Source organism: Pedobacter sp. GW822-FHT03F06 (assembly GCF_058801365.1).
The window spans coordinates 41,724-67,225 of the sequence record NZ_JBXANE010000011.1 but is presented as its reverse complement, the minus strand read 5'-3'; the positions used below and the strand labels follow the sequence as shown (position 1 = coordinate 67,225).

General features: G+C 41.8%; 19 protein-coding genes. 8 read left to right on the top strand and 11 right to left on the bottom strand.

Annotated elements, in window-relative coordinates:
* Positions 1-33 precede the first annotated feature (33 nt).
* From AC1RJ8_RS18800 to AC1RJ8_RS18765, 8 genes are all read right to left on the bottom strand, one after another.
* The gene (locus tag AC1RJ8_RS18800) at positions 34-975 is read right to left on the bottom strand and encodes a helix-turn-helix domain-containing protein (RefSeq protein WP_492955207.1); all 942 of its coding nucleotides are present in this window, start codon (positions 973-975) and stop codon (positions 34-36) included.
* Positions 976-1,001: 26 nt separating this feature from the next.
* Positions 1,002-2,102 (bottom strand): efflux RND transporter periplasmic adaptor subunit, encoded by a 1,101-nt coding sequence (locus AC1RJ8_RS18795; RefSeq protein WP_492955208.1) that lies wholly within the window; start codon positions 2,100-2,102, stop codon positions 1,002-1,004.
* A gap of 13 nt (positions 2,103-2,115) precedes the next feature.
* On the bottom strand, positions 2,116-5,400 hold the full coding sequence (locus tag AC1RJ8_RS18790; RefSeq protein ID WP_492955209.1) for an efflux RND transporter permease subunit: 3,285 nt from the start codon (positions 5,398-5,400) through the stop codon (positions 2,116-2,118).
* Between the two features lie 13 nt (positions 5,401-5,413).
* Complete coding sequence (locus tag AC1RJ8_RS18785; RefSeq protein ID WP_492955210.1) at positions 5,414-6,805, bottom strand: TolC family protein; 1,392 nt, start codon at positions 6,803-6,805, stop codon at positions 5,414-5,416.
* A 377-nt stretch (positions 6,806-7,182) separates the two neighbouring features.
* The gene (locus tag AC1RJ8_RS18780) at positions 7,183-7,602 is read right to left on the bottom strand and encodes an SRPBCC family protein (protein WP_057933008.1); all 420 of its coding nucleotides are present in this window, start codon (positions 7,600-7,602) and stop codon (positions 7,183-7,185) included.
* A 255-nt stretch (positions 7,603-7,857) separates the two neighbouring features.
* Positions 7,858-8,376 carry a protease gene (locus tag AC1RJ8_RS18775; protein WP_492955211.1) on the bottom strand — a complete coding sequence of 173 codons (519 nt, stop codon included), beginning with the start codon at positions 8,374-8,376 and terminating at the stop codon, positions 7,858-7,860.
* 157 nt (positions 8,377-8,533) lie between these two features.
* Positions 8,534-9,727 (bottom strand): SGNH/GDSL hydrolase family protein, encoded by a 1,194-nt coding sequence (locus AC1RJ8_RS18770; protein WP_492955212.1) that lies wholly within the window; start codon positions 9,725-9,727, stop codon positions 8,534-8,536.
* Positions 9,728-10,129: 402 nt separating this feature from the next.
* Positions 10,130-11,224: an AI-2E family transporter gene (locus AC1RJ8_RS18765; RefSeq protein ID WP_492955213.1), complete on the bottom strand. Its 1,095-nt coding sequence runs from the start codon at positions 11,222-11,224 to the stop codon at positions 10,130-10,132.
* Positions 11,225-11,407: 183 nt separating this feature from the next.
* Between AC1RJ8_RS18765 and AC1RJ8_RS18760 the strand changes: the two genes are divergently transcribed.
* On the top strand, positions 11,408-12,226 hold the full coding sequence (locus tag AC1RJ8_RS18760) for an alpha/beta hydrolase (protein ID WP_492955214.1): 819 nt from the start codon (positions 11,408-11,410) through the stop codon (positions 12,224-12,226).
* A gap of 6 nt (positions 12,227-12,232) precedes the next feature.
* Here the strand turns inward: AC1RJ8_RS18760 and AC1RJ8_RS18755 are convergent, their stop codons facing one another.
* Positions 12,233-12,610, bottom strand: coding sequence for a response regulator (locus AC1RJ8_RS18755; RefSeq protein ID WP_492955215.1), 378 nt, complete (start codon positions 12,608-12,610; stop codon positions 12,233-12,235).
* A 343-nt stretch (positions 12,611-12,953) separates the two neighbouring features.
* Between AC1RJ8_RS18755 and AC1RJ8_RS18750 the strand changes: the two genes are divergently transcribed.
* On the top strand, positions 12,954-13,208 hold the full coding sequence (locus tag AC1RJ8_RS18750; protein ID WP_029279491.1) for a hypothetical protein: 255 nt from the start codon (positions 12,954-12,956) through the stop codon (positions 13,206-13,208).
* A 308-nt stretch (positions 13,209-13,516) separates the two neighbouring features.
* Here the strand turns inward: AC1RJ8_RS18750 and AC1RJ8_RS18745 are convergent, their stop codons facing one another.
* Both AC1RJ8_RS18745 and AC1RJ8_RS18740 read right to left on the bottom strand, forming a co-directional pair.
* Entirely contained in the window at positions 13,517-14,410 is an 894-nt protein-coding gene (locus AC1RJ8_RS18745; RefSeq protein ID WP_492955216.1) for a helix-turn-helix domain-containing protein, read from the bottom strand.
* A gap of 53 nt (positions 14,411-14,463) precedes the next feature.
* Positions 14,464-15,282 carry an SDR family NAD(P)-dependent oxidoreductase gene (locus AC1RJ8_RS18740; protein WP_492955217.1) on the bottom strand — a complete coding sequence of 273 codons (819 nt, stop codon included), beginning with the start codon at positions 15,280-15,282 and terminating at the stop codon, positions 14,464-14,466.
* Between the two features lie 345 nt (positions 15,283-15,627).
* Here AC1RJ8_RS18740 and AC1RJ8_RS18735 point away from each other — a divergent pair, with 345 nt between their 5' ends.
* From AC1RJ8_RS18735 to AC1RJ8_RS18710, 6 genes are all read left to right on the top strand, one after another.
* Complete coding sequence (locus AC1RJ8_RS18735) at positions 15,628-16,212, top strand: RNA polymerase sigma factor (RefSeq protein WP_492955218.1); 585 nt, start codon at positions 15,628-15,630, stop codon at positions 16,210-16,212.
* Positions 16,213-16,324: 112 nt separating this feature from the next.
* Entirely contained in the window at positions 16,325-17,326 is a 1,002-nt protein-coding gene (locus AC1RJ8_RS18730; RefSeq protein ID WP_492955219.1) for a FecR family protein, read from the top strand.
* 222 nt (positions 17,327-17,548) lie between these two features.
* Entirely contained in the window at positions 17,549-20,785 is a 3,237-nt protein-coding gene (locus tag AC1RJ8_RS18725; protein WP_492955220.1) for a TonB-dependent receptor, read from the top strand.
* Between the two features lie 17 nt (positions 20,786-20,802).
* Positions 20,803-22,254, top strand: a complete 1,452-nt coding sequence (locus AC1RJ8_RS18720; protein WP_492955221.1) for a RagB/SusD family nutrient uptake outer membrane protein — start codon at positions 20,803-20,805, stop codon at positions 22,252-22,254.
* Positions 22,255-22,265: 11 nt separating this feature from the next.
* Positions 22,266-24,191 carry a TlpA disulfide reductase family protein gene (locus AC1RJ8_RS18715; RefSeq protein ID WP_492955222.1) on the top strand — a complete coding sequence of 642 codons (1,926 nt, stop codon included), beginning with the start codon at positions 22,266-22,268 and terminating at the stop codon, positions 24,189-24,191.
* 655 nt (positions 24,192-24,846) lie between these two features.
* A complete protein-coding gene (locus tag AC1RJ8_RS18710) occupies positions 24,847-25,458 on the top strand; it encodes an RNA polymerase sigma factor (protein WP_492955223.1) in 612 nt (203 codons plus the stop codon).
* Positions 25,459-25,502: the final 44 nt, after the last annotated feature.

Genomic DNA, 25,502 nt, shown 5'->3' with positions numbered 1-25,502 from the left:
ATATTTAAACGACTAGGTTTAATACGATTATGATCAATTTGCTCTAAAACCTTTTGGGGTACATTGCATCTGACGTTTAAAAAATATGTTAAAATTTGCCGGGTATTCGAAACCCAGGCAATAAGCGATCTGTGCGATATTCCATTCGGTATGTTTCAGCAAGGCCACCGCTTCGGTTGCTATCCTTCTCGATATGTGCTCAGAAGTGGTTTTGCCCGTTACTTCTTTTACCGCATGGTTTAAGTGATTTACATGCACCAACAGGCGGAAGGCGAAATCATGGGCTGTTTTCAACTCCAAAATATGCTCTGTAGAACCAATGGGGAACTGCCTTTCCAATAATTCAATAAACAATGAAGTTAAACGGGCTGAAGCATTATTCTGTTTAAAAACAGCATCCTGAGGTTTAACCTTTAGTGCTTCATGAACAATAAGCTGCACATAGTTTCTTAACAGGTCGTATTTATGGATGTAATCTCCATCCATTTCTTTCATCATTTTAGTAAAGATATCGGTTAAGATTACCTCCTGTTCTTCGTTAATGTGGATTACCGGGCTATCATTAATCCGCCACAATAAAGAATCGCGGAGGGTTTCGTTACGGTTATGGATAAAATTCTCGGTAAATAAACAGAAGAAACCAGCAGGTTTTGGAGAAGTACTTTCCCAAGAATATGGAATATTCGGATTGGTAAACAGCAACGCACGTCCTTTAATTTCAATCTGCGCATCAGGGTAATGCAAAATCCCATTGCCTATGATCAACGAGATCTTATAGAAATCTCTGCGACTAAAAACAGATGGTACGTTGCTGCAAACAGTAGTGCGGTTGAAAACATTAAAGTGCCCGATATCATTGATCATCCCTAAACTTGGCGTAGGAATTTCAGGCCTTGTGATTTTTAATTTATTGTAAAAATCCTCTAATGTTTCCTTTTTTTGAAGGGTAGAAAGCTCTTGATTTTTTGATAACATATTTTAAGTGCTTAATACAGGTAAAGTTATGGTTTAATCGTCATTCCTTCGTGCATTTCCTCGGTCGGTTCTGCCACTAATTTGTCACCTTCTGCTAAATCGCCGAAAACTTCTACTTTATCGTCGGTTTCGCGGCCTTTTTTTACGCCTACTTTAACCGCTTTGTTATCGGCCACTTTTAACACGAATAATCCTTCGCTGGTATCCAATAAAGCTTTTTTGGAAATAATAAAGGTACTGGCATTGGCCGGAAGCGGAATGTTCACTTCAGCAACCATGCCCGGCAATAAAACCTTCGAAGCATTTGGTACATCCATTTCAATGCGTTCAGCACGTAAGCGTAAATCCAAAGCGCCCGATAAACGTTTCACTTTAGCCTTAAAGGTCTGGCTAGGCAAAGATTTAACGGTGAAACTAATCTCATCACCAGCTTTTAAATAGCCGGTATAAACTTCTGGAATGGAAACGGCCAAACGCAGGTTTTTCTGATCCTGTAAAGTAAATAAAGGTAAATCAGAACCTTTGCCTGTTGGACCAACATAGGCGCCTAAATTCACGTTCCTTGCTGAAATAATGCCACTGAAAGGTGCCCTGATGGTTAAATAATCCTGAACTGCCCCCACTTCTTTATAAGCTGCTTTTGCTGCTTCGAGTTGTGCAAGGTCTGCGTTTTTTTTAGCCATCGCCTGGTCTAAATCGTTTGTAGAGATCGTTCCAGGGGTTTTACTGGTTTCATATAAACGGTTATAGTTGGCTTTGCTTGCAGTATAAATCGCTTCCTGTGCTTTTATCCGCGACTGTGTTGCAGCCAGTTGGGAGGTCATTTCAGGCGCTTCCAAAGTCATCAATAATTGACCTTTGCTTACTTCTGAGCCGATATCAACTTTTAGGGTTTTTACAAAGCTGCTTACTTTGGCGTACAGATCAACTTGTTGCAAAGCAATTAATTCGCCCGGCAAACTCAGTTTGGTAGATAGCTTTTCTTTTTTAAGATCGAAGGTGGCTATAGCTGCTTCTTTTTCTTTCTTGGGTGTTACTTTCGATTCGGAGTGCCCACAGCCATACATGGCCGTTAGTACCAAAAATCCTGTACTTAATAATCCTGCTGAAAATATCTTCGTATTCATTGATGATGATGATTTATTCGTTTTCTTGTAAACCTTTAATGTAATGGATGCTTTCTTCGTCTTCCGGATCAAGCGACATTGAATCGGTAGTCTGTTTTCCCTGAACCCATGCAAATACCAATGGCAATATAATGAGTACGGCGAATGTTGAGGCTAATAAGCCACCAATAACAGCTCTGCCCAGGGGCGAAACTGCTCCACCACCTTCACCATGACCGATGGCCATTGGCAACATACCCGCAATCATCGCAATACTCGTCATAATAATTGGACGTAAACGTAATGCTGCGGCTTCGCGTGCCGATTCGAGCGCATTGCCATTGTGTTTTCTTAGTTGCTCTGCATTGGTGATGAGCAATACCGCATTGGCGATAGATACACCGACCGACATGATAATCCCCATATACGATTGTAAGTTTAAGGTTGATCCGGTGATGGTTAATAACAATAACGAGCCTAAAATAACTGCTGGTACAGTGGCTAAAATAACCAATGGAACTTTAAAAGACTGGAAATTAGCGGCCAGCATCAAGAAAATTACCACAATAGCCACAAATAAGCCAGATTGTAGGCTGTCTAAAGTATCGGTTAACACTTTACTTAAACCGATGGCGGTAACATTTAATCCCCTTGGCAGTTCACCAACGTTTTTAATAGCTTTTTCTACATCTTTTGATGCTGCGCCAAGATCGGTATGGTAAAGGTTTGCGGTTACCGATAGGAAAGGCATAGCACCAATATTATCGTTTTCGCCAGCCGTGGTATCGGCAGTAATTTTCGCCACATCACTCAAAACTGGTCGTGCCGAATTTTTTAATAACGGAATTTCGCCAATATCATCCTTACTGGTCATTTGATTCAGCGGTACCTGAACCTGAACACTATAAGGCAAAGCCGATTTTTCATCTAACCAGATGTTTTTATCCGTATAACGCGATGATGAAGTTGAAGCAATTAATGATCTCGAAATATCGGCCATATCCACCCCAATCTGTGCTGCACGGGTCCTGTCGATATCGATATTTAACGATGGATATTTAATAGGCTGTGCGAGCTGAACATCGCGCATGTAAGGGATTTCCTTCAATTCTGCGAGGATTTTATTGGCATATTTTTCATTCAGCTTTTTGTTTTTGCCTGCAATACGCACTTCAACAGGGGTAGGAGAGCCTTGGCTCAATACCTTATCCGTTAGCTCTATTGGCTCGAAAGAAAGTTTAACATCAGGCAGAACTTTTCTGATTTTCTCCCTGAACTGATCTTTAAAATCATCCATATCTTCTTCGAAGTCTTTTAAACTTACCTGGAAAACAGCCTCATGCGGGCCTGCCATAAACTGGTAGATGGGGTTTACCGAAAACTGGGCAGGGTGCTGACCAACATAAACGGATGATATACCCATATGTTCTTCGCCAACCATTTTTTTCAGCTCAGCTAAAACCACATTCGCTTTTTCTTCAGTACGTTCTAAACGCGTTCCATCAGGCGCACGTAAACGCAACTGAAACTGACTTGAGTTAACTCTTGGTAAAACATCGCGGCCAATATTAGCAAGTAACAGGGCGGCTAAACCGATAATTGCCACCAAATAAATTAAAACCACAGATTTTCGGTAAGGCAGTATCCGGTCAAGGAAACGCATAAAACGGTTCCGGAACTTATCAAAGAAATCAATTTTGCCATTGCCACTAAAATCTTCACGTTCTACCAGCACTCTTTTCTGGTTTAAGGTATCTTTCTCCGATTCGAGTGTAATGCCGGTTGCTGCAAAATCAGCCTCATCCTGTGTAATGCCAGGGTGATGTTCATTGCCTTTTTTAGGGTGTGCAACCATTAGCCAGTTGGCCATAATGGGTACGAAAGTTTGTGATAACAGGAATGAAACCACCATCGAAAAGCCAATTGCCAATGCCAAGGGTAAGAATAGTGCCCCTGGTATACCAGTCATGGTAAATGCAGGTGCAAATACGGCAAGGATACAAAACAGGATTAACAATTTCGGGAAGGCGATTTCCTTACAAGCATCCCAAATGGCCAGGGCCTTGGGTTTGCCCATATCAAAATGCTGGTGGATGTTTTCTATCGTTACGGTTGATTCATCTACCAGAATTCCAATGGCTAAAGCCAATCCGCTCAGTGTCATAATGTTGATTGTTTGTCCGAATAACTTCAGGAACAAAACACCAGCAATAATGGATGTTGGAATGGTGAGGATTACAATCAATGCCGCACGTTTATCGCCCAGGAAAAGCAAAACCATCAAACCTGTTAATATCGCACCGATTGCGCCCTCACTGATCAGACTTTTTACGGCGTTGATTACATAAACAGACTGGTCGAACTCATAAGAAAGCTTAACATCTTCCGGTAAGGTATTTTGGATGTTCGGTAGGTTTTTCTTTAAGTTTTTAACCACATCCCAGGTGGAGGCATCCCCAGATTTAGCGATACTTAAGTATACCGAGCGTTTGCCATTGATTAAAGCATAACCTGCTACTAAATCAGCTCCATCTTTAACGGTTGCTACATCGCGGAGCTGCAAATTTTGTACACTGCCTTTAAATAGGGGAATATTCTCGAAATCTTTAACCTTTTTAATGGTATAATTCGTGGGTGTGATATAGTTTTTATCGCCTATCCTCACATTTCCTGAAGGTGCGGTCTGGTTATTTAGTCTAATGGCTTCAACCACTTGATCTACCGTAAGGTTATGTGAACGCAAAAGTGACGGATTTACATTGATTTCTATCGTTCTCGGACTACCTCCAAAAGGGGCAGGAGAAAGCAAACCTGGTATCGCTGAAAAACTGGGGCGCACATACGTATTGGCCAGATCCTGCAGTTCGTTGTTGGTACGGATAGGGCTGCTTAATACCAACTGTCCAACGGGAAGCGATGAAGCGTCAAAACGGATAACAAAGGGTGGTTGTGAACCTGGTGGGAAAATGGCCTGCGCCCTGGTAGATAGCGCACTTAGCTCTGCCGCCGCCTGTGCCATGTTGGTACCCTCGTAATAGGTTAGCTTCATTAACATTAAACCCTGCGTGTTTTTGGTTTCGATGCTTTTAATACCGTTTGCAAAAAGCAGGATATTAACGTACTGTTTACCAAAATATGCCTCCATTTGGTCGGGGGTATATCCGCCAAAAGGGTGGGCAATATAAATTACCGGAAGGTTCATCTGCGGAAGAATATCAACCTTGATCTGATTGATGGCCCCAATACCGAAAAAGAACAGTCCAGCTACTAAAACTAAGATGGATATGGGCTTGCGGAGTGCAAAACGTATTAAATTCATTTATGTAGCCAGATTAAAATTCGTTGATAAATATGTCGTAATTGCCAAGTGCTGCTGATTTTAGCAATAAGGCCTGCCAAACATTGGTAAAGGCAATATCCCGATCTGTTTCGGCACGGTTTAACGTAAACAGCGCCTGTGTAAGATCTACTAAAGTGGTAAGTCCGTTTTTGTAGAGCGTATTTTTCTGCAGATAAGCATCAGATGCTGCTTTTACCTGAATAGGCGCTTCTCTGTAATTGGCCAAAGCGTTGGTTAGCTTAGTTTCTGCAAGTGCCAATTGTGCTTTTAGTTGCTGATCAACAAGATTGTATTCTTCTTTTAAACCCTGGCTAATGTATTCCTGTGCACGTACCTGCGGACGGTTTTTAAGAAGGGTTGATAGATTCCAGGTCATTCCTATGCCAATCAAATAGTTTCCGCGGGTAGGATTTATACCATCGGCATAGCTGGTAGTATAAGCAGCCTGATCTAAGGCATAACCTGGACTAAAACCCGAACCACGGCCCTGCATTACACCGAATAAGCTAAATGTTGGATAGTATAATTTTTTGAAATAATTAACCTGTTGCTGGCTAACATCTACCCGGTTTTGGTAAAATTTTAACAGCGGATGCGAGCTTTTGATTGTTGTATCTTCGAGCAGATTGCCAGGGATACGCGTAATTGAGGCAGTATCTAACTCATATGAGGTGGCGGTTAACCCCATTAACACGCCCAAACGGTTGGCCTGTTCCTGCTCTAAATCTTTAGCTTTTGTTAACGCAATTTTGGCATTGGAAACTTCGGCTTTTGCGAAAGAAGAATCTACTCCTGCAATTAATCCGTTTTTAGCCCTGATTACGGCAGTATTTTTAAAGGTAACAGCGCGATCGAGATTTTTCTGTTGCGATTTGCTTAACCTTTGTGCAGCCAGCAGATTTAAATAAGCGGCAGAAACACGGATTTCCTGCTGGAATTTTTCCTGTTCCAGATCATTTTTGTCTCTTTGGTAAGAAGCATCGGCAATTTTAATGCGTTCTCTTATTTTTCCAAAGGTGAAGAAATCCCAGTTTACATTGGCCAGATAGAGCCCACCGAATGCGGCATTCCAGTTTTGTTTGTCTAGAGATGGACCAGATGAGGCCGTTCCCAAACCTCCAAGTCCATATTGCGGTCCGTTTTGGCCGTTAATGGTGCCATAATCTTGTTGGGCACTTAAGCTGAAGTTTGGTAGATACTCTCTTTTGGCCTGCTGGATAGATGATTTTGATGCATTGGCATAATTATCTTTGGCCTTTATGGTACCGTAATTGTTTAATGCAGTATTAACAGCTTGTTTAAGGCTAAGCGTTTGTGCACTTACGCCGATGGATAGACTGATAGAGAATAATAACGAAAAATAAAATAAAGATATACGAGACATAGTGTATAATTTACACGGCAAATGTAAATGATGATCGCTATATCAAAGTATTCGGTTCAAATCAAAAATTATGCGAATCAAATAATAATCGAATTGTTACTTAAGGCGTAAAAATGGACAGTTTCTGCCGCTAGAAATAAGAAGAGGCTGTATCACAAAAATGAATATTAGAGACAGCGGATTTTTTTGCTATGTGGCGACGAGGAATCGTCATTGCGAGGAGGCCTTTTCAGCCGACAAAGCAATCTTTCTAGCAAGGATGGCTAGCTGGAAAGATTGCTTCGTTCCTTCTCGCAATGACGACCTTTCTTAAGAGATCTGTCAGTGATAGCCTGTTGATAGACTTGTTATCTCGCAAGATGTTATTAAAAAGGTGTTTATGATTCCTCAGTATAACTTTTAAAATTATCCAGAATGGCCTGCCAGCCACCACGTTGCATTTCGATCGGATTGGTAGATTCGGCATCGAAAGTTTCGGTTACTCTGGTTTGTTCGCTCAGTGCATCAAAAATAATGCTTACTGTTCTGCCGTCTTCCATGGTGTATTCGATTTTTTTATGCTGATCAACCGTGGTATAGGTCCCGCCGAAATCAAAACTCATGCTGCCATCTTTTGCCGCCATAGTGCTTTTAAATTTACCGCCAACCTTTAAATCGTTTTCTGAATATGGGGTATGCCAATCTGGTGAGGCAAAGGCCCATTTAGTAATGTGATCCGGATTATTCCAAAATTCCCAAACTTTTTCTACTGGTGCATTTACTGTTGTTTCTACGGTGATTGATGTTTTATTTTCCATGTTTTAAGGTGTTTATTTTTTAATAAAGTTATAGGAACTTTAACAACTCAAAAAGAGTAAATGCGACAAAATAAGGGGTAGTATGCCACTATTGTTTAGTTCAGCTTTACAATTAGAGAAACGGTTAACCACAGATAAAAAGAATGCACACAGGTAATTAATTAAAATTACCTGTGTGCATCTCCATACAACCAATTAAGCCGAATGACTAAAAAATTAGCGAATATTTTTGTTATTTAACCCCGGGGTTGAATGCTAGTGCAGTTCCGTATAAATAAAGGTAACTGTGTCTCTAGATATTAAGCCGCTCATGTTTCCGCCCGTGTAAACTGCTTTATAGCTCGATCCTTTTTTTAGGTCGTAGGCTTTAAGTAAATCGGCATTTGCAACCAGACTATCACCAGGGTTTACCTTCGAATAACTCGATGCAGGAGGTGGCATTACTCTTTTAGCCATTGCGCCTTTGTACTGGGCTTCTTCTCCTTTTTCGTTGGTAATGCTTAAATAACTGCTCATTAAAGGTTCGAATGGCGTATGCCAGATACAGAAACTTTTTACACTATCGGTATTGTTGTGCACTACAAACCTTAACAACAATGGATCGCCGACAGCTACATTGCCATTTATTTTCATTTTAACCTCAAGTGAATCGGTTTTATCAGCAGTAGTTTGAGGCATGCTTTCGCTTTTACTACTTTCGGTGTTTCTGGTGGCCTCGCTGCAGGCAGAAAACAATACTAAGAGCGCTGGGATAATAAATTTTAAGTTTTTCATTAAGGAGTTTTTTTATAAGCAAATGAATGTTAAAATTGTTTTGGTTAATAAACTAAAACGATTAATTATGATAAATATGTTGATTGATATACAGATAGTAAATCTGCAGTTAAATAGATCTGGATTGCAAACCCAGACCAGCAAATAAATTAAAGGATCAATTCGAGTTTACTAAAAAGTAAGCAATGCGACAGGCATAACCTGTCGATTTTGAGTTGTGCTGATCGCTGATTCGTACACTTAATTTATGCGTTCCGTTAGTGAGCTGATCGCCCAGTAGCAGGTACCATGGCAAATGCAGGCTTGAACTCCATTGGGTGTACAGATCGATCATTTTTTCTTCTCCGTCATCTATGCGGTAATGGAGTGCACCCGCATCTGGGCCTGATAAAATAGCAATCCCTATGGTGTTTCCTTTAAAAATCAGATCAAAAGTACTGTTCCTGGTATTGCTTTCGAGCACTGGAATATTAACAAAACCAGGTCTTCCTTCCAGCCCGTCAGTTGGCTTCCAGTTTTTATTGATGTTAAAAGTATTTAAGTTTTCGGTGCTATTAATGCTAAGGTATTGTCCTTTGGTATAGGCAAATTTATCAATGATTTTAGGAAAACCTATCAAAGCTTTTTTATTGGCATTTTTCTGGTTTTCTTCCAGATAAGTTTTAATGGTGTTGAAATAAAGTTGCTGACCAAATGGTGATGGATGCAGGTCTTTAAAATCGGCCGCCCAGGTAAATTCGCCATTGGCCATACGTTTATCTACTTCTAAAGCCAGGTTTATAAATGGCAAGTGATAATATTCAGCCAAATCGCTGTGTACTTTTACTTCAGTTGGGATTTTACCTTTATTAAAATCATCATTTTTATCTTCATCTGCAAAAGCCATCATTACGATATCCGTTTTCGGGTTCTTGCTTAAAGTATGTCTGATAATGCCTTCTAAAGCACGGCGCTGGGTTTGTTCGGCGGTTTTATTAACATGATCATTAACGGCTGACTCTACAAATAGCAGATCAATTTTTCCACTGTCGAGTACATCGCGCTGAAGGCGGAACGCATGTGGTAAACTGCCCAATGACGGAATACCCGCGTTAATGAACCTGAATTTTGTTTGCGGATAAGTTTTGGCTAAATAGTTACTTACCAATCCACGCCAGCCTTCCATATTGGTAATTGACCCGCCTAAAAAAGCAACGGTTACCAGTTCGCTTTTTCCTAATTTTTCTGCTGCGGTATGGCTGTAACCGTTAAAAGTGATAAACGACGATGATTGTAACTTGTTTTGAGCAAAGCCTTTGAAAAATAGTGCCGTAAACAGTAGCGTCAGGCAAAGAAAAGAGGTTCGTTTCATGTTGATTAGCGTAGACCAAAAGTAATAAAATTTACAATTGATGTGCATTTTCAGCAATATTTTACTTCAGTGATGGGCGACAAACCAGGCAGTTGTCACCCTGAGCGGAGTCGAAGGGTAATTTAAAGACATTATCTGGTTCATTATTAGGAGCGCAATTTGGTGCGACTATTAATGCTTGTTCCCGCTTTCCGTTTTACTTTGCCTGCGGCTTCGTGTTCACTCCAATCGGGTCTAGGTGGTACGGCCTGTATTCAGATGATCGGCTGGGTGCTTACCTGCACGAGCCTTTGTTTATAAACCTGGTAGCAGCGGTTCCGATTTTATCGGAATTAGCGAATAACAAGGCTGCTGTTCCCTAAGAATTACTGAATGTCCGTTTTCAAATAAATAAAAGGAGTATTAATTACCAGTAGCCACGGTTTTCTTCCTCCTAAATCTCTTCACCTGCCCCATATGTTCAGTTGGGATATTATCGCCCAGCAATTTCCCCCAGGGTTTAAGTCCATCAATCCGATCAAAGATGATTTTCAGTACCGCAATAAATGGAATAGAAAGGAACATTCCGGGTACACCCCAAAGTGCAGCACCCATTAATACAATTACGATAGAAATAAGTGCATTGATCTGCACCTTGCTCGAAACAATGCGCGGTACAAGGATATTGTTATCGATAAACTGGATGAGTGCATAAGCACCTATAATTAATAATTGGGTGGTAAAACCATCCATGGTTAAAGTCGCCATTAACACAGGTAAGGCTATGGCAATAATACCGCCAATGTAGGGTAGCAGGTTCAGTATTGCTCCTATAACACCAATTAAAATGGCATTTTGTACACCGAGGATCAGCAGGGCTGCAGAATTCATCACCGCAACAATTGAAGTTTCGATCAATAAACCGATGATATAACTTTGTATTGCTGCTTTCGTTTCACTTAAAATCTCGGCAACTTTTTGTTTGTTTTCCTCCGAAAACACTTCATAAATAAAATTAAGGATCAATGTTTTATACAGCAAGATCAGAAAAGTATAAACAGGGATTAAAAAAACGACACTGAGCACACCCATTAAGCCACTTAAGGTTTGGCCAATTAAAGCTTTACTTCCATTTGCAGCATCGTTAACCATTTGCATCTGTTTTTGAGAGGAGATACCAAAAGTAGCTTGTAGCCAGGTTCTAATTTCTTCCAACAGTTGCGATAATTTATGTTTAATGCTTTCCAGATCGTCGAAAAAGTGGGCAACCTGCGAGGATAGAAAATAGAGTATAGCAATTACGACAACAATACCGATAACCATAGCGAGCATAATGCTAACTATTTTGGGCATTTTTCTTTCAAAACGATTGGTAAGTGGGTTAAGTAATATCGCAATTAGCGCAGCGAAAGCAAGTGGCACAAGAATATCTCTCAGCACACTCATCATAAATACTGTAATTACTAATCCTAAAAGAATTACAGGAGCTTTGATGTAAAATGGGTAGGTTTTAAGCATTTTTAGATGGGTTCATCGTTCAACAACCAAAAGGTAACAAAATTGTTTTAAAGTTTTTAGCTGTTTAAGGAATAGAGGAGCACGACATAATTATTTTTTGGTATCAATTCGCATAAATAGCAAACAATATGCGGTTATTTTATAAATTTAGCACCATATTATAATAATAATTAAAAACTCCCTATGAAAAATAGCTTTTTAATCGCCATCTGTTTGTTTTTGTTTAGCCATGTGTTGAGCGCTGCGGAAGTAGATACCGCCTTAACCTTTAGCAGATCGATGAACAAAAATATTAAAGCAGTGGTAATTAAACCCGATAGCTATAAAACTGGAAAAACTTTTCCGGTGGTTTACTTGCTCCATGGTGCGGGCGGTAACTATGCCGAATGGGCCAAAAAAGTGCCAGGGATTAAAAACCTGGCTGATCAGTACCAGTTTATTATTGTGTGCCCTGATGGTAATGTAACCAGTTGGTATTTCGATAGTCCGATAGATCCCGAATGGAAGTATGAAACCTACGTGGCTAAAGAGTTGGTAAGCTATATTGATGAACACTATAAAACCATAGCCGAAAAAAAGGGTAGGGCCATTACCGGTTTGAGTATGGGCGGCCATGGTGCACTATACCTGGCTATTAAACATCAGGATGTTTATGGCGCCGTAGGCAGCATGAGCGGGGGCGTAGATATTAAACCTTTTCCAAATGGGTGGAATATCTCGAAAAGATTGGGCGCACAGGATGAATTCCCTGAACGGTGGAAACAGAACAGTGTGATTGATATGATTTACCGCATTAAACCCGGATCGCTAGCTATTGCGATTGAATGTGGTACCGAAGATTTTTTCTATAAAATGAATGTACGTTTGCACGATGAGCTCTTATACAACAATATTCCTCACGATTTTACCACCAGACCTGGTGTACACAACTGGGATTACTGGGCCAATGCCATTAAGTTTCAGAGTGTGTTCTTAAGTAACTATTTTAACGCAAAGCCTTAGCAAGGTTTAGGCAGCAAGCTGTGCACTTACTTTATTAATGAGGTTGCTGATATCAAATGGTTTGGCGATGAAATCGTTAGGGTGACAAATAATGCCTTGTATTTCGCTTAAATTATGACTGGCCGAAATCATAATCACCGGTATGTGCAGGGTTAACTGGTCTGCTTTGAGTAGATTACAAAGATCTCTTCCATCCAGGGCACCTAACATTACATCCAGTAAAATTAAATCGGGTTTAAATTCGCTAATCCGCTGGTTAAAATAACTTGCATCCATTAGTCCGCTTACCTGATAACCTTCCAGTCTTAAAATTAATTCTATAACCTCCAGTATTTCCTCATTATCATCTACCACTAATATCTTTTTCATTTTCTCGTTCTCCATCAGGTTATTGTGATAGTATTTAACATATTGTAAATAAATAACTTGTATTTGATTAACAAGGGCAGGGCTAAAAGGTTTCGATCTATTTTTGACGAAAGCACAACGGTTAGTTTTAAAGGTGTCTGTATTAAATGGGAAAAAATATAGGCAGGTCCGTAATCATGCCAATCGCAATGAAATTAAAATGATGTAGCGATAGTAATGTAACCTGCATTAAAATTAATACATCATTTTAAGTAAAAAATTAACTTTTAGATTACATACAAAATAAAGACTTACCATATTTTTGACCGTTCTCGAAATCTTATTTATAAAACAGGAAACGAAGATTTAAAAGCCAAAAATGAAATACTTAGTCAAAGAAATCAGTGACGGAAACTGCGATATTACATTATTGCCAGAAAACCTGAATGATAGAAATCTTTTAGCCGAAACAACGAAAAACCTTCAGCACGATTATCAAGAAGCTATCCAATCGCATTATGAACATGCATTGAAAAATGAAGTTCATGGTAATGCGGCATTTGTTTCCTTAAACAACGAGGAAAGCAATTATCCGAAAAGAGTAAACGTAAATTACCAGATTATCTTAAGTTAAGCGGATATTCTGCTGGCAAAGGCTTTCTTTATGGTAAAGAAAGCCTTTTTTGTTTTAGGGTTCTTTTGGTTCAAATGCAGTAAAATAAAAAATGCTGTTGATTTATTGTACTTTTCTTAATATGGGCCATTAAATAGGTGAGTTACCTGATTGAATTTCCCCGACAAGCACAAAACCACGATGCTGATATAGCGAGATGTTTTTAGGATTTGAAGATTCGAAATTTGCAGTAAGTTAATCACTATCAGTGCTTTAGGTGATTTCTTTATCAGTGCAGAGCCTATTCAATCGGTCAAAAAATAATGCGCTTAATTTAAATATTGATCCCTAAAATAATTTGGCGAAACTCCAGCTTCTTTTTTAAATAGTCTGGAAAAGTACGTAGGGTTCTCAAAGCCCAGCGAATGGGAGATCTCCGCAATATTCATCTTTCCCTCCTTTAGTAAATTCTTTGCTTCGTTAATGATATAAAGATGGATAAGTTCAAGGGCAGTTTTTCCTGTTTCCTGTTTAAGTACATCGCTCAGGTACCGGGATGAAAAATTTAATCGCTCTGCCATGAAAGTCACTGTGGGAAGGCCCGATTCTTGGGTCTTTTTTGTTTCAAAATAAGATTGAAGCAGCTCATGAAATTTAGTCGTTACGGTTCCTGTTAATTCGGCACTGTTAGTAAATTGCCGTTTGTAAAAACGTTGTGCGTACTTCAGTAGTGTATCCAAATGGCTAAGTAAGATCGTTTTGGTAAAGTCGTCAGTATTATTGCGGTATTCTTTATCCATTGTGGTGACCAGGTTCCAGATCATTGCCTCCTCGCTGGGCGAAAGGTACAAGGCCTCATTGGTCTCATAGTCGAAATAGCCATATTTTTTAATTTCATGATGCAGCGCAGTACCCGCCAGGAAATCTTCATGGATCAATATCAGAAAACATTCATCTCTTAACTTGATATTTTTAAACGTTACTGTCTGCTGGGGTTTAATGAACAATAATTTGCCCCGGTCATGGTCGAACTTTGTTCTGCCATGCTTAATGTCTCCCGATTCCAGCTGCTGGAAAGAAACGATGTAAAAATTGGCAGAGAATTCTATATTGTCACCTCCGCACTCGTCTTTGTTCCCGAAGGAAATGCTAAAAAGCGGATGCTCAGGTGCTTTTATGCCGATGGCCTTACTGAAACTGCTTATTTTATCGAAGTGATTCATATTCTTTTAAAAGAAAAACAGTACCTGTATAAACAGATACTGCTAATATAACATTAATTTCCCTGGGCAGCAGCAGACACGTCCTGCCATTCTTCCCAGGTTTGCATCCGTTGGCCATAAACATGTTTTATCCACTGGATACCAACCCTGCCCAAGATCAGTCTTAACGGAGGATTTTCCGCGTCAACCAATTTCAGCACGGCCTCCGCAGTTGCCTCAGGCACTCCCCAGTCTTCTGCTTTGTTACCAGCAGCAAGTCCATCTCTTACTTCATCATAAAAAGCCAATGGTTTGCTTTGCATCCCGGAGGTTGTGGCAAAATCGGTCATGAAACCGTTTGGTTCCAGTATGCTAACTTTGATACCGAAGCCGCTAACTTCAGCAGCCAGGGCCTCACTAATACCTTCAACAGCAAACTTGGAAGCACTGTATAGTCCCAAAGTAGGAAAAGCGAGCAGACCCAATGCGCTGGACACCTGAATGATATGACCTGATTTTTGTTCGCGCATAACCGGGATAACTGCTTGGGTTACCCATAGTAAACCATAAACATTGGTGTCGAATTGTGTACGTATTTCCTGCTCTTCTAACTCTTCTATAGCACCGGTGTGGCCATAGCCTGCGTTATTAATGAGCACGTCGATGGTGCCAAAATGGTCTTTAGCTTTTGCGACAGCCTCAAAGCATGCAGCCTTATCGGTAACATCGAGCGTCAAAGCGAGCAGTGTTGAAGCATACTCTTTTGAAAGTTCAGTTAAAGCTTGCGGGTTTCTTACTGCAACCACCACCTGATCGCCCCGTTTCAAAAATGCTTCTGCCCATATGCGGCCGAGGCCTCGGGATGCCCCGGTTATAAAAATTGTCTTTGCCATTGTTATCTGTTTAATATTGATATAAAATTCATTGACAAAGTTCAGTTAAATAAGTGTTGGCAAGTGATACAAAAGTGGGTAATAATAGAACGATTTTACGTAATTTGAGGTGAATCGTATTCATCATCCACAATATAACTTAATAGAACAAAATGGCACTGATCGCAACAATAGTGAAGGCCAGCTTTGATGCACCCAACTAAACAAATCTGTGTGTTCCGACCAGCACTGAAATCAAAATGTAAAAAAGGTATAGATAAGCCTGATTTGACCCCGAAATTTTTAATTTTGATAGCAACTTTAAGCTGTTATATTTTTAATTTAAATCTACTAATTTTGTAGACCATGCATGTTGTCAAAGATTCAGAGGAAGAGTTGTTGCTAAAGCTTAAAACAGGAAGTGAAGAAGCATTTTCCTTTATCTATCAATTGCATGTAAATCATATTTACAGTTTTTCTTTAAAGATCCTTAAATCTCCAGTGCTTGCCGAAGACCTCACACAGGAAGTTTTTGTCAGGTTATGGGAAAATTCTGCTCATCTGGATCCCAAATTATCACTTCAGGGCTATCTATTTACCATAGCCAGGAATTTATCGCTCAACGTAATCCGTAAAGCAGCCAGAGAGACCATAATTACCGATGAGATTGCAAGGCATGCCTTTGATAAGTGTGAAGATGGCCTGGCCTATAGCGAGCACATGCAAACAAAAGCATTTATCTCGCGGGCCATTGAACTGCTGCCTTCACAGCGCAGAAAAATCTATGAACTATGCCATGGGCAGGGGTATTCTTATAAACAGGCTGCCGAGGAACTCGGGCTAAAGGATGCGACAATCAACAGTCAGATGGTCAAGGCCATCCGTTCGATCAGGCAATACCTCATTCGCAATGGTGCGCTCGTAGTGTTGCTTATTGTTCGGCCGTTTTAACAATCAGAGATTTTTCTTTTTTGCAGCCCTTTATCACTGAAATAAAAAATATTTTTTCCTTGAGTAAATGTAGGACGGTTGCAAAGTGTTATACCATTAAACACCATCTATCTTGGAACAAGCGATTAAACAACTTTTCTTAAAATATATCAAGGACCAGGCATCACAGGAAGAAATTTCCCAAGTGCTCTCATTAATACAAAACGGGGGGCACGAGCAGGAGTGGAATGAGGCATTATCAGCATTCCAGGCCGATTTTCAGCAGGGAAATCAGCAAGATGCCCCTATGGATGAACATTTGCTTTATCAAAAAATCAAGGCCCGTACCGTTTTAAGGCCGCAAGGTAAATCCTTTAGCTGGATCGGTTATGCCGCATCTATACTTTTAGTCTGTACGGTTGCCTATTTCGTGCTCCGGCCTGCATCCCGGCCAGTCGTTTTTGCAGAAAAAACGTCGGTGAAACCTGCAGTAGAGAAAAGCCGTGGGCACAGATGGATTAAACTTGAAGACGGGACTTCCGTTCAGCTTAACACAGGTAGCCGTTTAGAATATGCTGGGAGCTTCAAAGGCAAAAAGAAACGCGAGGTATCACTTGTTGGGGAGGCCTTTTTTGATGTGGCACATGATGCTGCCCATCCCTTTGTAATCCACACGGGCGAGCTTAGCACCACCGTGCTGGGCACCGCTTTTAACATTTCAGCATATCCGGGACAAAAAGCTGTAACGGTGACGGTAATCAGGGGAAAGGTGATGGTGCAAAAAAAGGGGGAGACCCTGGCGGTGCTGACCCCTAATGAGCAGTTGAGCTGGCAGGGCGGCCAGGTGAGCCCACTTAAACATACAGTAAACACTGAGCAGACCATATCCTGGAAGTCAGGAGACTTGATCATGGACGATGTTACCCTTGCTCAGGCCGCAGCACTCATTGCCAAACGTTATGGCGTTGAGGTTTCCTTTAAAAATGAAAGGGTGAAAAAGTGCCGCTTTACCGCTGCCTTTTTAGACCGGAACGAAATCGGCCAGGTAACTGAAGTATTAGCCGATATTACCGGGGCATCCTTTCAGCTCAAAGCGGGTAAACTTTTGATCGACGGGCCCGGATGTGAAAATTAATAACCAATCGAAAACAAACTAAATTTAATGAAGAAAAAAATATTGCCCACATGATATAGCAGAAGAATTAAGTAAACCCCGGCGGCCACCGGGGCTTACAACAGTTTTAAATTATATATCGAACAACCTAAAACCAATGCAATGTATTATAAAAATACACCTTTTGCAAGTCAGCCCCCGTTGACTTGTCACTACACTATTACCCAAAAACTAAGATTTTTCATGAAAGTAAATGCGATCTTATTGGTTATCTCTCTCTATGCCATGGGCAGCCTCTATGCCACCGACAGCTCGGCGCAGGGTCTGCAGGAAACCAATGTTTCCCTGGGGTTTTCCGGCGGCAGCCTTCAGCAGGCCTTTGCAAAGATCGAGCGTGAAACCGATTTTCGCTTTGCGTATAAAAAACAGGTGCTTTCAGGGATAACAGCACCTGTGCTCACCTTGAAAAGGCGAAACTTAAAACAGACCCTCGACGAGCTTTTAAAAGGTACAGGCCTTGATTATAAACTGCTCAACAACAGTATTATCATATTCAAGTCTTTGGCGCCCACCCCTCAGACCAGCGCCAACTTTGTGGAGGTCACAGGAGTGGTCAGAGATGAAAGTGGTGCTGCTCTTCCAGGGGTTTCGGTTAAAGTAAAGGGAAAAACTGCCGCAACGATAACCGATGTTAACGGGGCCTTTAAAATCCAGGCTTCTCCTGATGATATTCTTATTTTTAGCTACGTTGGCTATTCTGTTGCCGAAAGACCGGTACCGATGGGGAAATCTATAGACATCAGCTTATCGCCGCAGGCCGGAACCCTTGATGCGGTTGTGGTGGTTGGATATGGGACCACAACCAAACGGACCAATACCGGATCAGTAACCACAGTGAGCGCCAAACAGATCGGAAACCAGCCTGTAGCAGATCCCCTGGCTGCCCTACAAGGCCGGGTTGCAGGATTGGATATCTCTTCGGTAACAGGTTACCCAGGTTCAGGATATAATGTGCGCCTTCGCGGGCAGAATTCGATTACTTCTGGAAATGACCCGCTTTACATTGTGGATGGAGTTCCCTTTACTTCGGAAAGCCTGAGCCAGTTTTCTGCTGCTAACGGCGCGCAGAGCCCCCTTTCCAGTATCAACCCGTCTGATGTCGAGCAGATCGATATCCTGAAAGATGCCGATGCAACGGCCATTTACGGATCACGGGGAGCAAATGGGGTAATTTTGATTACCACCAAAAAAGGAAAAGCCGGAAAGGCAGAATTTAAAGCAAATTTATATACGGGAATCTCCTCAGTGAATAAACGGGTTAAAATGCTGGGCGGAGCAGATTATCTCGCCCTTAGGCGTGAAGCTTACGCCAAAGACGGCGTGACCCCGACCGATACCCAGGCGCCAGACTTGTTATTATGGGATCAGGCCCTTGATCAGAACTGGCAGGACCTTTTGATAGGAGAATCTGCCAACCTCTCGGAGGTTCAACTGGGCCTGAGCGGTGGCACTGAGCAGACCAGGTATCTGATTAGCGGGACCTTCAGGGATGAGAAAATAGTTTTGCCCGGCAATCTTGGCTATAAACGGGGTGCCCTGAATATGTCGCTGAACCATAGCTCAATAGACAAGAAATTCCAGTTTAATAGTTCTTTGAAATATACACTGGATGAAAACAATACCCTGCAGAGCGATGTGACCAGCTTTTTTAATCTGGCACCGAATTTTCCGATCTATGATGCCAAAGGGGACTATTACTGGGTAGGAAATGAGCAGAACCCAATGGCCTATTTTGAACGTACCAGTTTGAGTAATACCTCAAATATATTCGGGAATACGACTTTGAGCTATGAGTTTTTAAAAGGCTTTAGTGCAAAGCTGGCTGCAGGCTTTAACAGGATGCATATGAAACAGACCCAGACACTCCCTAAACTGGGTTTTAACCCAGCTACCTATTCCGGTAGCAGCGCCAACTATGGAGACGGAAGCTTAAGCTCCTATATTGTAGAGCCCCAGTTAAATTATAACCTTAAACTGGGAAAAGGAAATCTCTCAGCTCTTGTGGGCGGAACCTGGCAGCACAGTGTTAGAGAAGAGCAAGGACTCACCGGGAGCGGATACATCAGTGATCAGCAGCTTGAAAATATCAAGGCGGCTACATTGATTACCCCAAGGAGCTACAGTTATGCCAAATACCGTTATACTTCGGTTTTTGGAAGACTAACATATAACTGGGATGAGAAATATATCATCAATGGTACCTTCCGCCGGGATGGTTCATCCAAATTTGGACCCAACAATCGTTTTGGCAACTTTGGCGCCCTGGGGGCTGCATGGATCTTCAGCAATGAGGGTTTTATAAAGGAAAATATCCCTTTCTTAAGTTTCGGTAAGCTAAGAGGTAGTTTCGGGACGGTTGGTAATGATCAGATCGGTGATTACCAGTTTTTAGACAGCTGGACACCTACCACTTATCCCTATGGTGGTATAGGGGGGATCTCACCAAGCCGTTTTCCTAATCCGGATTACAGCTGGGAAGTCAACAAAAAAATCGAGGCTGGGTTAGATCTGGGCTTTTTTAACGAAAAATTATTGCTCACCACAAACTTTTACCGCAACCGCTCCGGTAACCAGTTAATTGGTAGTACGCTATCTTCCCAGTCTGGTTTTACAAGCTATCAAGCTAATCTTCCAGCGCTGGTAGAGAATACAGGATGGGAGTTTGAACTCAGTTCAATGAACGTTAGGGAGAAGGATTTTTCGTGGAATACTGCTTTCAACCTGACTATTGCCCGTAATAAACTGCTGGAATATCCAGACCTGAAAAATTCGGCCAATGCCGCTAAATACTTCATCGGGCAACCTATTGGAATCGTCATGGGTTTTGATTTTCTTGGGATCAATCCGCAGACTGGTGTTCCTGAGTTCAGGGATGTAAATGGAGACAAGGTGATTACCGACCCGGCTGATCTGGTGGTGATCGGAAATGCAATGCCTAAATTTTATGGCGGCCTGCAGAACAGTTTTACCTATAAAAACTTCAGTCTTGATTTCTTTTTTCAGTTTGTAAAACAGGAAGGACCTGGGCTGAACTATGGCTATCTGAGTTATTCTAATGGTTATGCCCTTAGAAATAAAGACCTCAGTGCCCTTGACAGATGGACTACTCAGGGCGTTCCTGCAATGATTCCGGGGGCCAGCGCCACAGCAGGCAAACCGATTTATACTGCCTATCAGAACAATTATCGCCTGTCGAGTGCGAACTGGGTTGATGCCTCTTTTATCAGACTAAAGAACATTTCTTTGAAATATGACTTCAAAGATCTGCTCAAGAGCTGGAAATTTAACAACATTTCGCTGTACCTGCAGGGGCAGAACCTCTTCACCATTACATCATATAATGGTTTTGATCCCGAAACCAGGGGCTATTCTATGCCTCCGGTAAGTGTATATACGGCAGGTGTACAGCTTTCATTTTAACCCTAAATAAAATTCCAATGAAAATTATCAATTATATATTGTTCATCGCAGTGCTCAGTTCCTCGCTGTCATGCAAAAAATATGTGGAAATCGAAGATCCAAAGGATCAGCTTGCCACAGGGACCGTTTTCACTACCGATGCTACCGCAACCGCTGCTATGGTGGGGATTTACTCCGACATGAATGCCTCTAATTACCAGTTTGCAAACGTGCTGACCAGCTTCACCTGTGCAATGGCCGCAGATGAATTTGTATATGCTTCGGTGCTTGCCAACTTTGATGAGTTCAAGAACAATGCACTGACATCGGGCAATGGCTATGTAGGACTTATGTGGTCTTCACCCTATAATTTTATTTACCGCTCAAATGCTGTTATCGAAGGAGTCAGCGCATCCAGTACTTTAAGCCCTGCAGTAAAAAACCAGCTTTTGGGCGAGGCCAAGTTTATGCGCGCATTCTGTCATTTTTATCTGGTAAATTTCTTTGGTGATGTACCTTTGATCCTCAATACTGATGTGATTGCCAACAGCAGTAAACCAAAGACGCCAAAAGCAGAAGTTTATGCTGCGATCATCCAGGACTTAAAAGATGCTAAAAGCCTGCTTGTGCCAGCCTATCCGGGAAACGGCGAACGTACCAGGCCCAATAAAACCGCTGCAACATTGCTGCTTTCCAGGGTTTACCTTTACACTGGGGATAATGCGCTGGCAGAGGCTGAATCTACCGAAGTCATTGCGGCCACTACACAATATTCGCTCCTGAAAAACGCAGATCCCAATAACGCTGCCCACATGACCAAGGCTTTTTTAAAGAATTCTTTAGAGGCTGTCTGGCAGCTCCAGGTGGTCAATACACTTGGGGGAAGAAATACCTGGGAAGGAAATACGCTCATTCCAACAGGTGCCCCCCTTTATCGGCTGACAAAAGGAAGTGATGGACTGGAATCAGGCTTTGAGGTAGGGGATAAGCGTTTTAGCAACTGGGTTGGGAATTACACCACCACAACGGCACCAATTGTTACCCATTACTATCCCTTTAAATATAAGGTTAGATTGGGCGCTGCTGGTGCTGCGGTTACGGAATACTCAATGATACTCAGATTTGCTGAAGCTTACCTGATCCGCGCGGAAGCTAGGGTGGGGTTGAACAGGCTAAGTGATGCCAAGGATGATCTGAATGTGATCCGCGACCGGGCGGGCCTGGTACCTTTAGCTGTGGCAGCAACACCGGCTATAGCCATGGCCCAGGTGGAGCAGGAACGAAGGGCTGAACTATTTTCAGAATGGGGCCATCGCTGGTTTGATTTGAAAAGGTGGAAAAGCCTTTCAGGCGATCCTTCGAAATCCCGGGCGGATGATATTTTGCCGAAAAGCAAGTCATCCTGGAAATCCACAGCTGTGCTTTTCCCGATCCCGATCGAGGCGATGCGCACAAATCCAAATATGATCCAGAACCCCGGTTACAACTAACCATTAGAACGATGAGAAAAATAATTTTATGTTTTTTGTTCTCAGTGCCTGTATTCCTGCAGGCCTGGGCACAAAGCGTTTCGGTTATACCCGGGAAAATAAAAAGAGGTGATACGGTTACCATACGCTATGACCCAAGAGGTGCAGATGCGAAAATCAAGCCTGGAAGCTTATCAGTAACGATCGTTTTCACCTATTCCACCTTTTATGATCTCCCATGGAAAATGCCGATGGTAAAACAGGGTGAAATATGGACGGCTTCTTTTGTTGCCGGAAGATTTGCCACTTTTGCCACTTTTTATCTTCAGAGCGGGGATCAGGTGCAGAAACCTGGCCCAGACCAGCACTATGCCTTAAAGGTATTTGAGGGCACGAAAAGGGTCAAAAGCAGTCTGCTCCACGAATCCTATAGCCTGTCGGCTCAGATACCTAAATCTCCTGACTTACAGGAACGAAAAGCTGCCCTGTTGGAAGAGGAATTGAAAAACAACCCCAGTAACTATGAAGCAAAAGTGGCGCTGCTTAATACCAGGATGATCATAGCGAAAAGTGCGGAAGAAAAGTTGAAGTTCCGGGAGCAGGCCAGAAAGATTATTGCCGCAAAGCTGGAGGAAAACCCGACCCTGCCAGGCAATGTGAACCTGGTTACCATGGGATACCTGATGATAGGAGAAAAGAGCAGGCTCGATTCTGTGCGCAGCGTGATCATGAAACGTTTTCCCCAGGCAGATATTTCGAAAGACCTCCGTGCTTCCATTATTGCAAAAGAGCCTGATGCCGCAGTGAAGATAGCAAAGCTTGAAGCGTTGCTGAAAACAGGAAATCAGCCTGATGGAGAAGGGTCTGAAAGTATTCATAAAATGCTTTTTGAATATTATGCTGCTCAGAAAGATTCGGTCAGGGCATTACTTCATGCCTCAAAACTCAATGCCAAGGTTACGCCCTACACACCACAGACGCTGAAAGATATCGCCACTGTGTTGACCGCGGGCAAGATTGCACCATCGGCAGCTATCGGTTATGCCAACAGATCGCTAAGAATAGTAGAGCGGTGGCCCGTGGGGATTATCAGGTATTTCCCCGAGTTTGGTTATATCCCTTCTTTTGTTCCCGATAGTGTAAGAAGTCGTACTATAGCCGAGGCAAAGTCTGACCTGCTTTCACTCAAGGCCCTTAATTTTCTTAAGTTAAAGCAGGTTGATTCAGCCAAAAAACTGGCAGATGAGGCAATAGGGATTTCAGATGGGAGAGATGGGCTGATCAATAGTGCCGAAGTATCGGCCCAGCTCGGCGAAAACCGCAAAGCCTTTGATATCCTTTGGAGGTTATTGGTCAGAAACCCAACAGATTCCCTCGTGCTAAAAAGCGCCAAACTCAACTTTTTAAAATATAATAGCTCAGAAGAGGATTTCCGCTCGAAGGTAGCAGAGCTGGAAGCTTTGGAAATCAGTCAGCTGACTGCTAAAACCAGGCTGCTGATGATGAACAGGCCTGGCCCCGAGCTTTCCGGTTTGGTAGATCTGGAAGGAAAACCGGTTAGTGCTGAAATGATGAAGGGAAAAATCGTCATCCTTGATTTTTGGGCAACCTGGTGCGTTCCCTGCATGCAGGAAATGCCATATTTTCACAAGGTTTTTGAAAAATATAGAAACAACAGGGACGTTTTGTTCATGGTGGTTAATAGTGGATCTAACAATACCATTGAAGACGCCAGGAAATGGGTAAAGCAGAATCCCCAGTACCAGTTCCCTGTTTACTTTAATAACGACAAAAATATCGGTGAAAAAGTGGGCTTTAACGTAATCCCCACAATAGCCGTTATTGATCAGCAGGGTAAAATGCAGTTCAGGACCATTGGCTTTGAAGGTGAGATCCTCCAAAAAAAACTGGATGTAGAAATTTCCATCCTGCTCAAAAGACAGGTTAAAACCGAATAGCTTTTCGGCCGGCATTTAATGGATTTTTTATATCCAAGCCGGCCGCTGTTAAGCTTCACAATACCGTCATTTTCAAATATTCAAGTGACGCGCCCGAATGAACGGCGTAGGTATTCAACCTTGAACAATTTAATAAACGTTTTGTAAAATACATTTATGCTAACTTTTGCAGTGCTTTCCCTACTGAATTTTTCTTTTTTGGGATTATCGGGTTGAGCAAAGCCAGATGCAAGAAGGGTATTTTATATTGATTTTGGTCTGCCCCAGGGCAGACTTTTTTGTGGTCACATAATAGAATCCTTATTTGACTGATTAATAGTTTTTTAACAAACAGATAACCTATACGGCATTCTTTTAATGGCTAAGCCCTGCGCGAAAACAATTTAACGAAATAAGTCCTCTTCGAACATTTTCAGATGAGCCAATACCTGTAAATCGACTATTACTTTAGCCTGGTTATAAACCAGATTAGTCCATATTTAAAGTGAGGTTGCAGAATAGCTTTTTATGAACACTGTTTTAGAAGAAAATATTCATAAATTTGTGTTCCAGTAATATTATCCAACAGCTCCTCCAGATTGGTAATAAAAATGTTATCATTGCAAATGCGGTTGAACCTAATATAACTTGAGTCGTTATCAAACCCCTTTCATCATTGAATTTGGATAATAGCTTAACCGATACTCAGCTTTGGGGCCATTTGTTGGATGGCGATATGGAAGCTTTGGAAGAAATTTATAAGCGGCATGCTCCATCATTATTTCAATATGGCTCGCGATTGCTCTATAATCCAGAAGCGGTGCGAGATTGTATGCAGGATGTTTTCGTAGGTTTTTGGTCAAAAAGAACAAAGCTGCCAATGGTATCCAACGTGCGCAGTTACATTATCACCTCGTTCCGCAATTCGGCGAACAACTACCGCTTGTCGACGAAGAAATTCAAAGATTCGGAAATAGATGACCATGACTACTTTGACCTGACCTTTTCAGTTGAGTTGGAGCTGATTGAAAAAGAAAAGCAAAATGAGCAGACTGCTAAATTATCCAAGGCAATGGATCAGCTAACCCCCAGGCAGAAAGAAATTATCTATTTAAGATATTTTGAAGAACTGGATTATGAAGAAATCTCTGAGATTATGGATTTAACCATCAAAGGTACTTACAAACTCAACGCCCGTGCACTTGAGGCACTTCGCCTGATCATGAAAATAGACAAGGCTTTATTGATGATTTACCTCATTAGCATAAATAAAAATCATATCCTGTAACCGTCACCAATTTTTTTTAAATTATTTTTTATTTCATGGGGTAA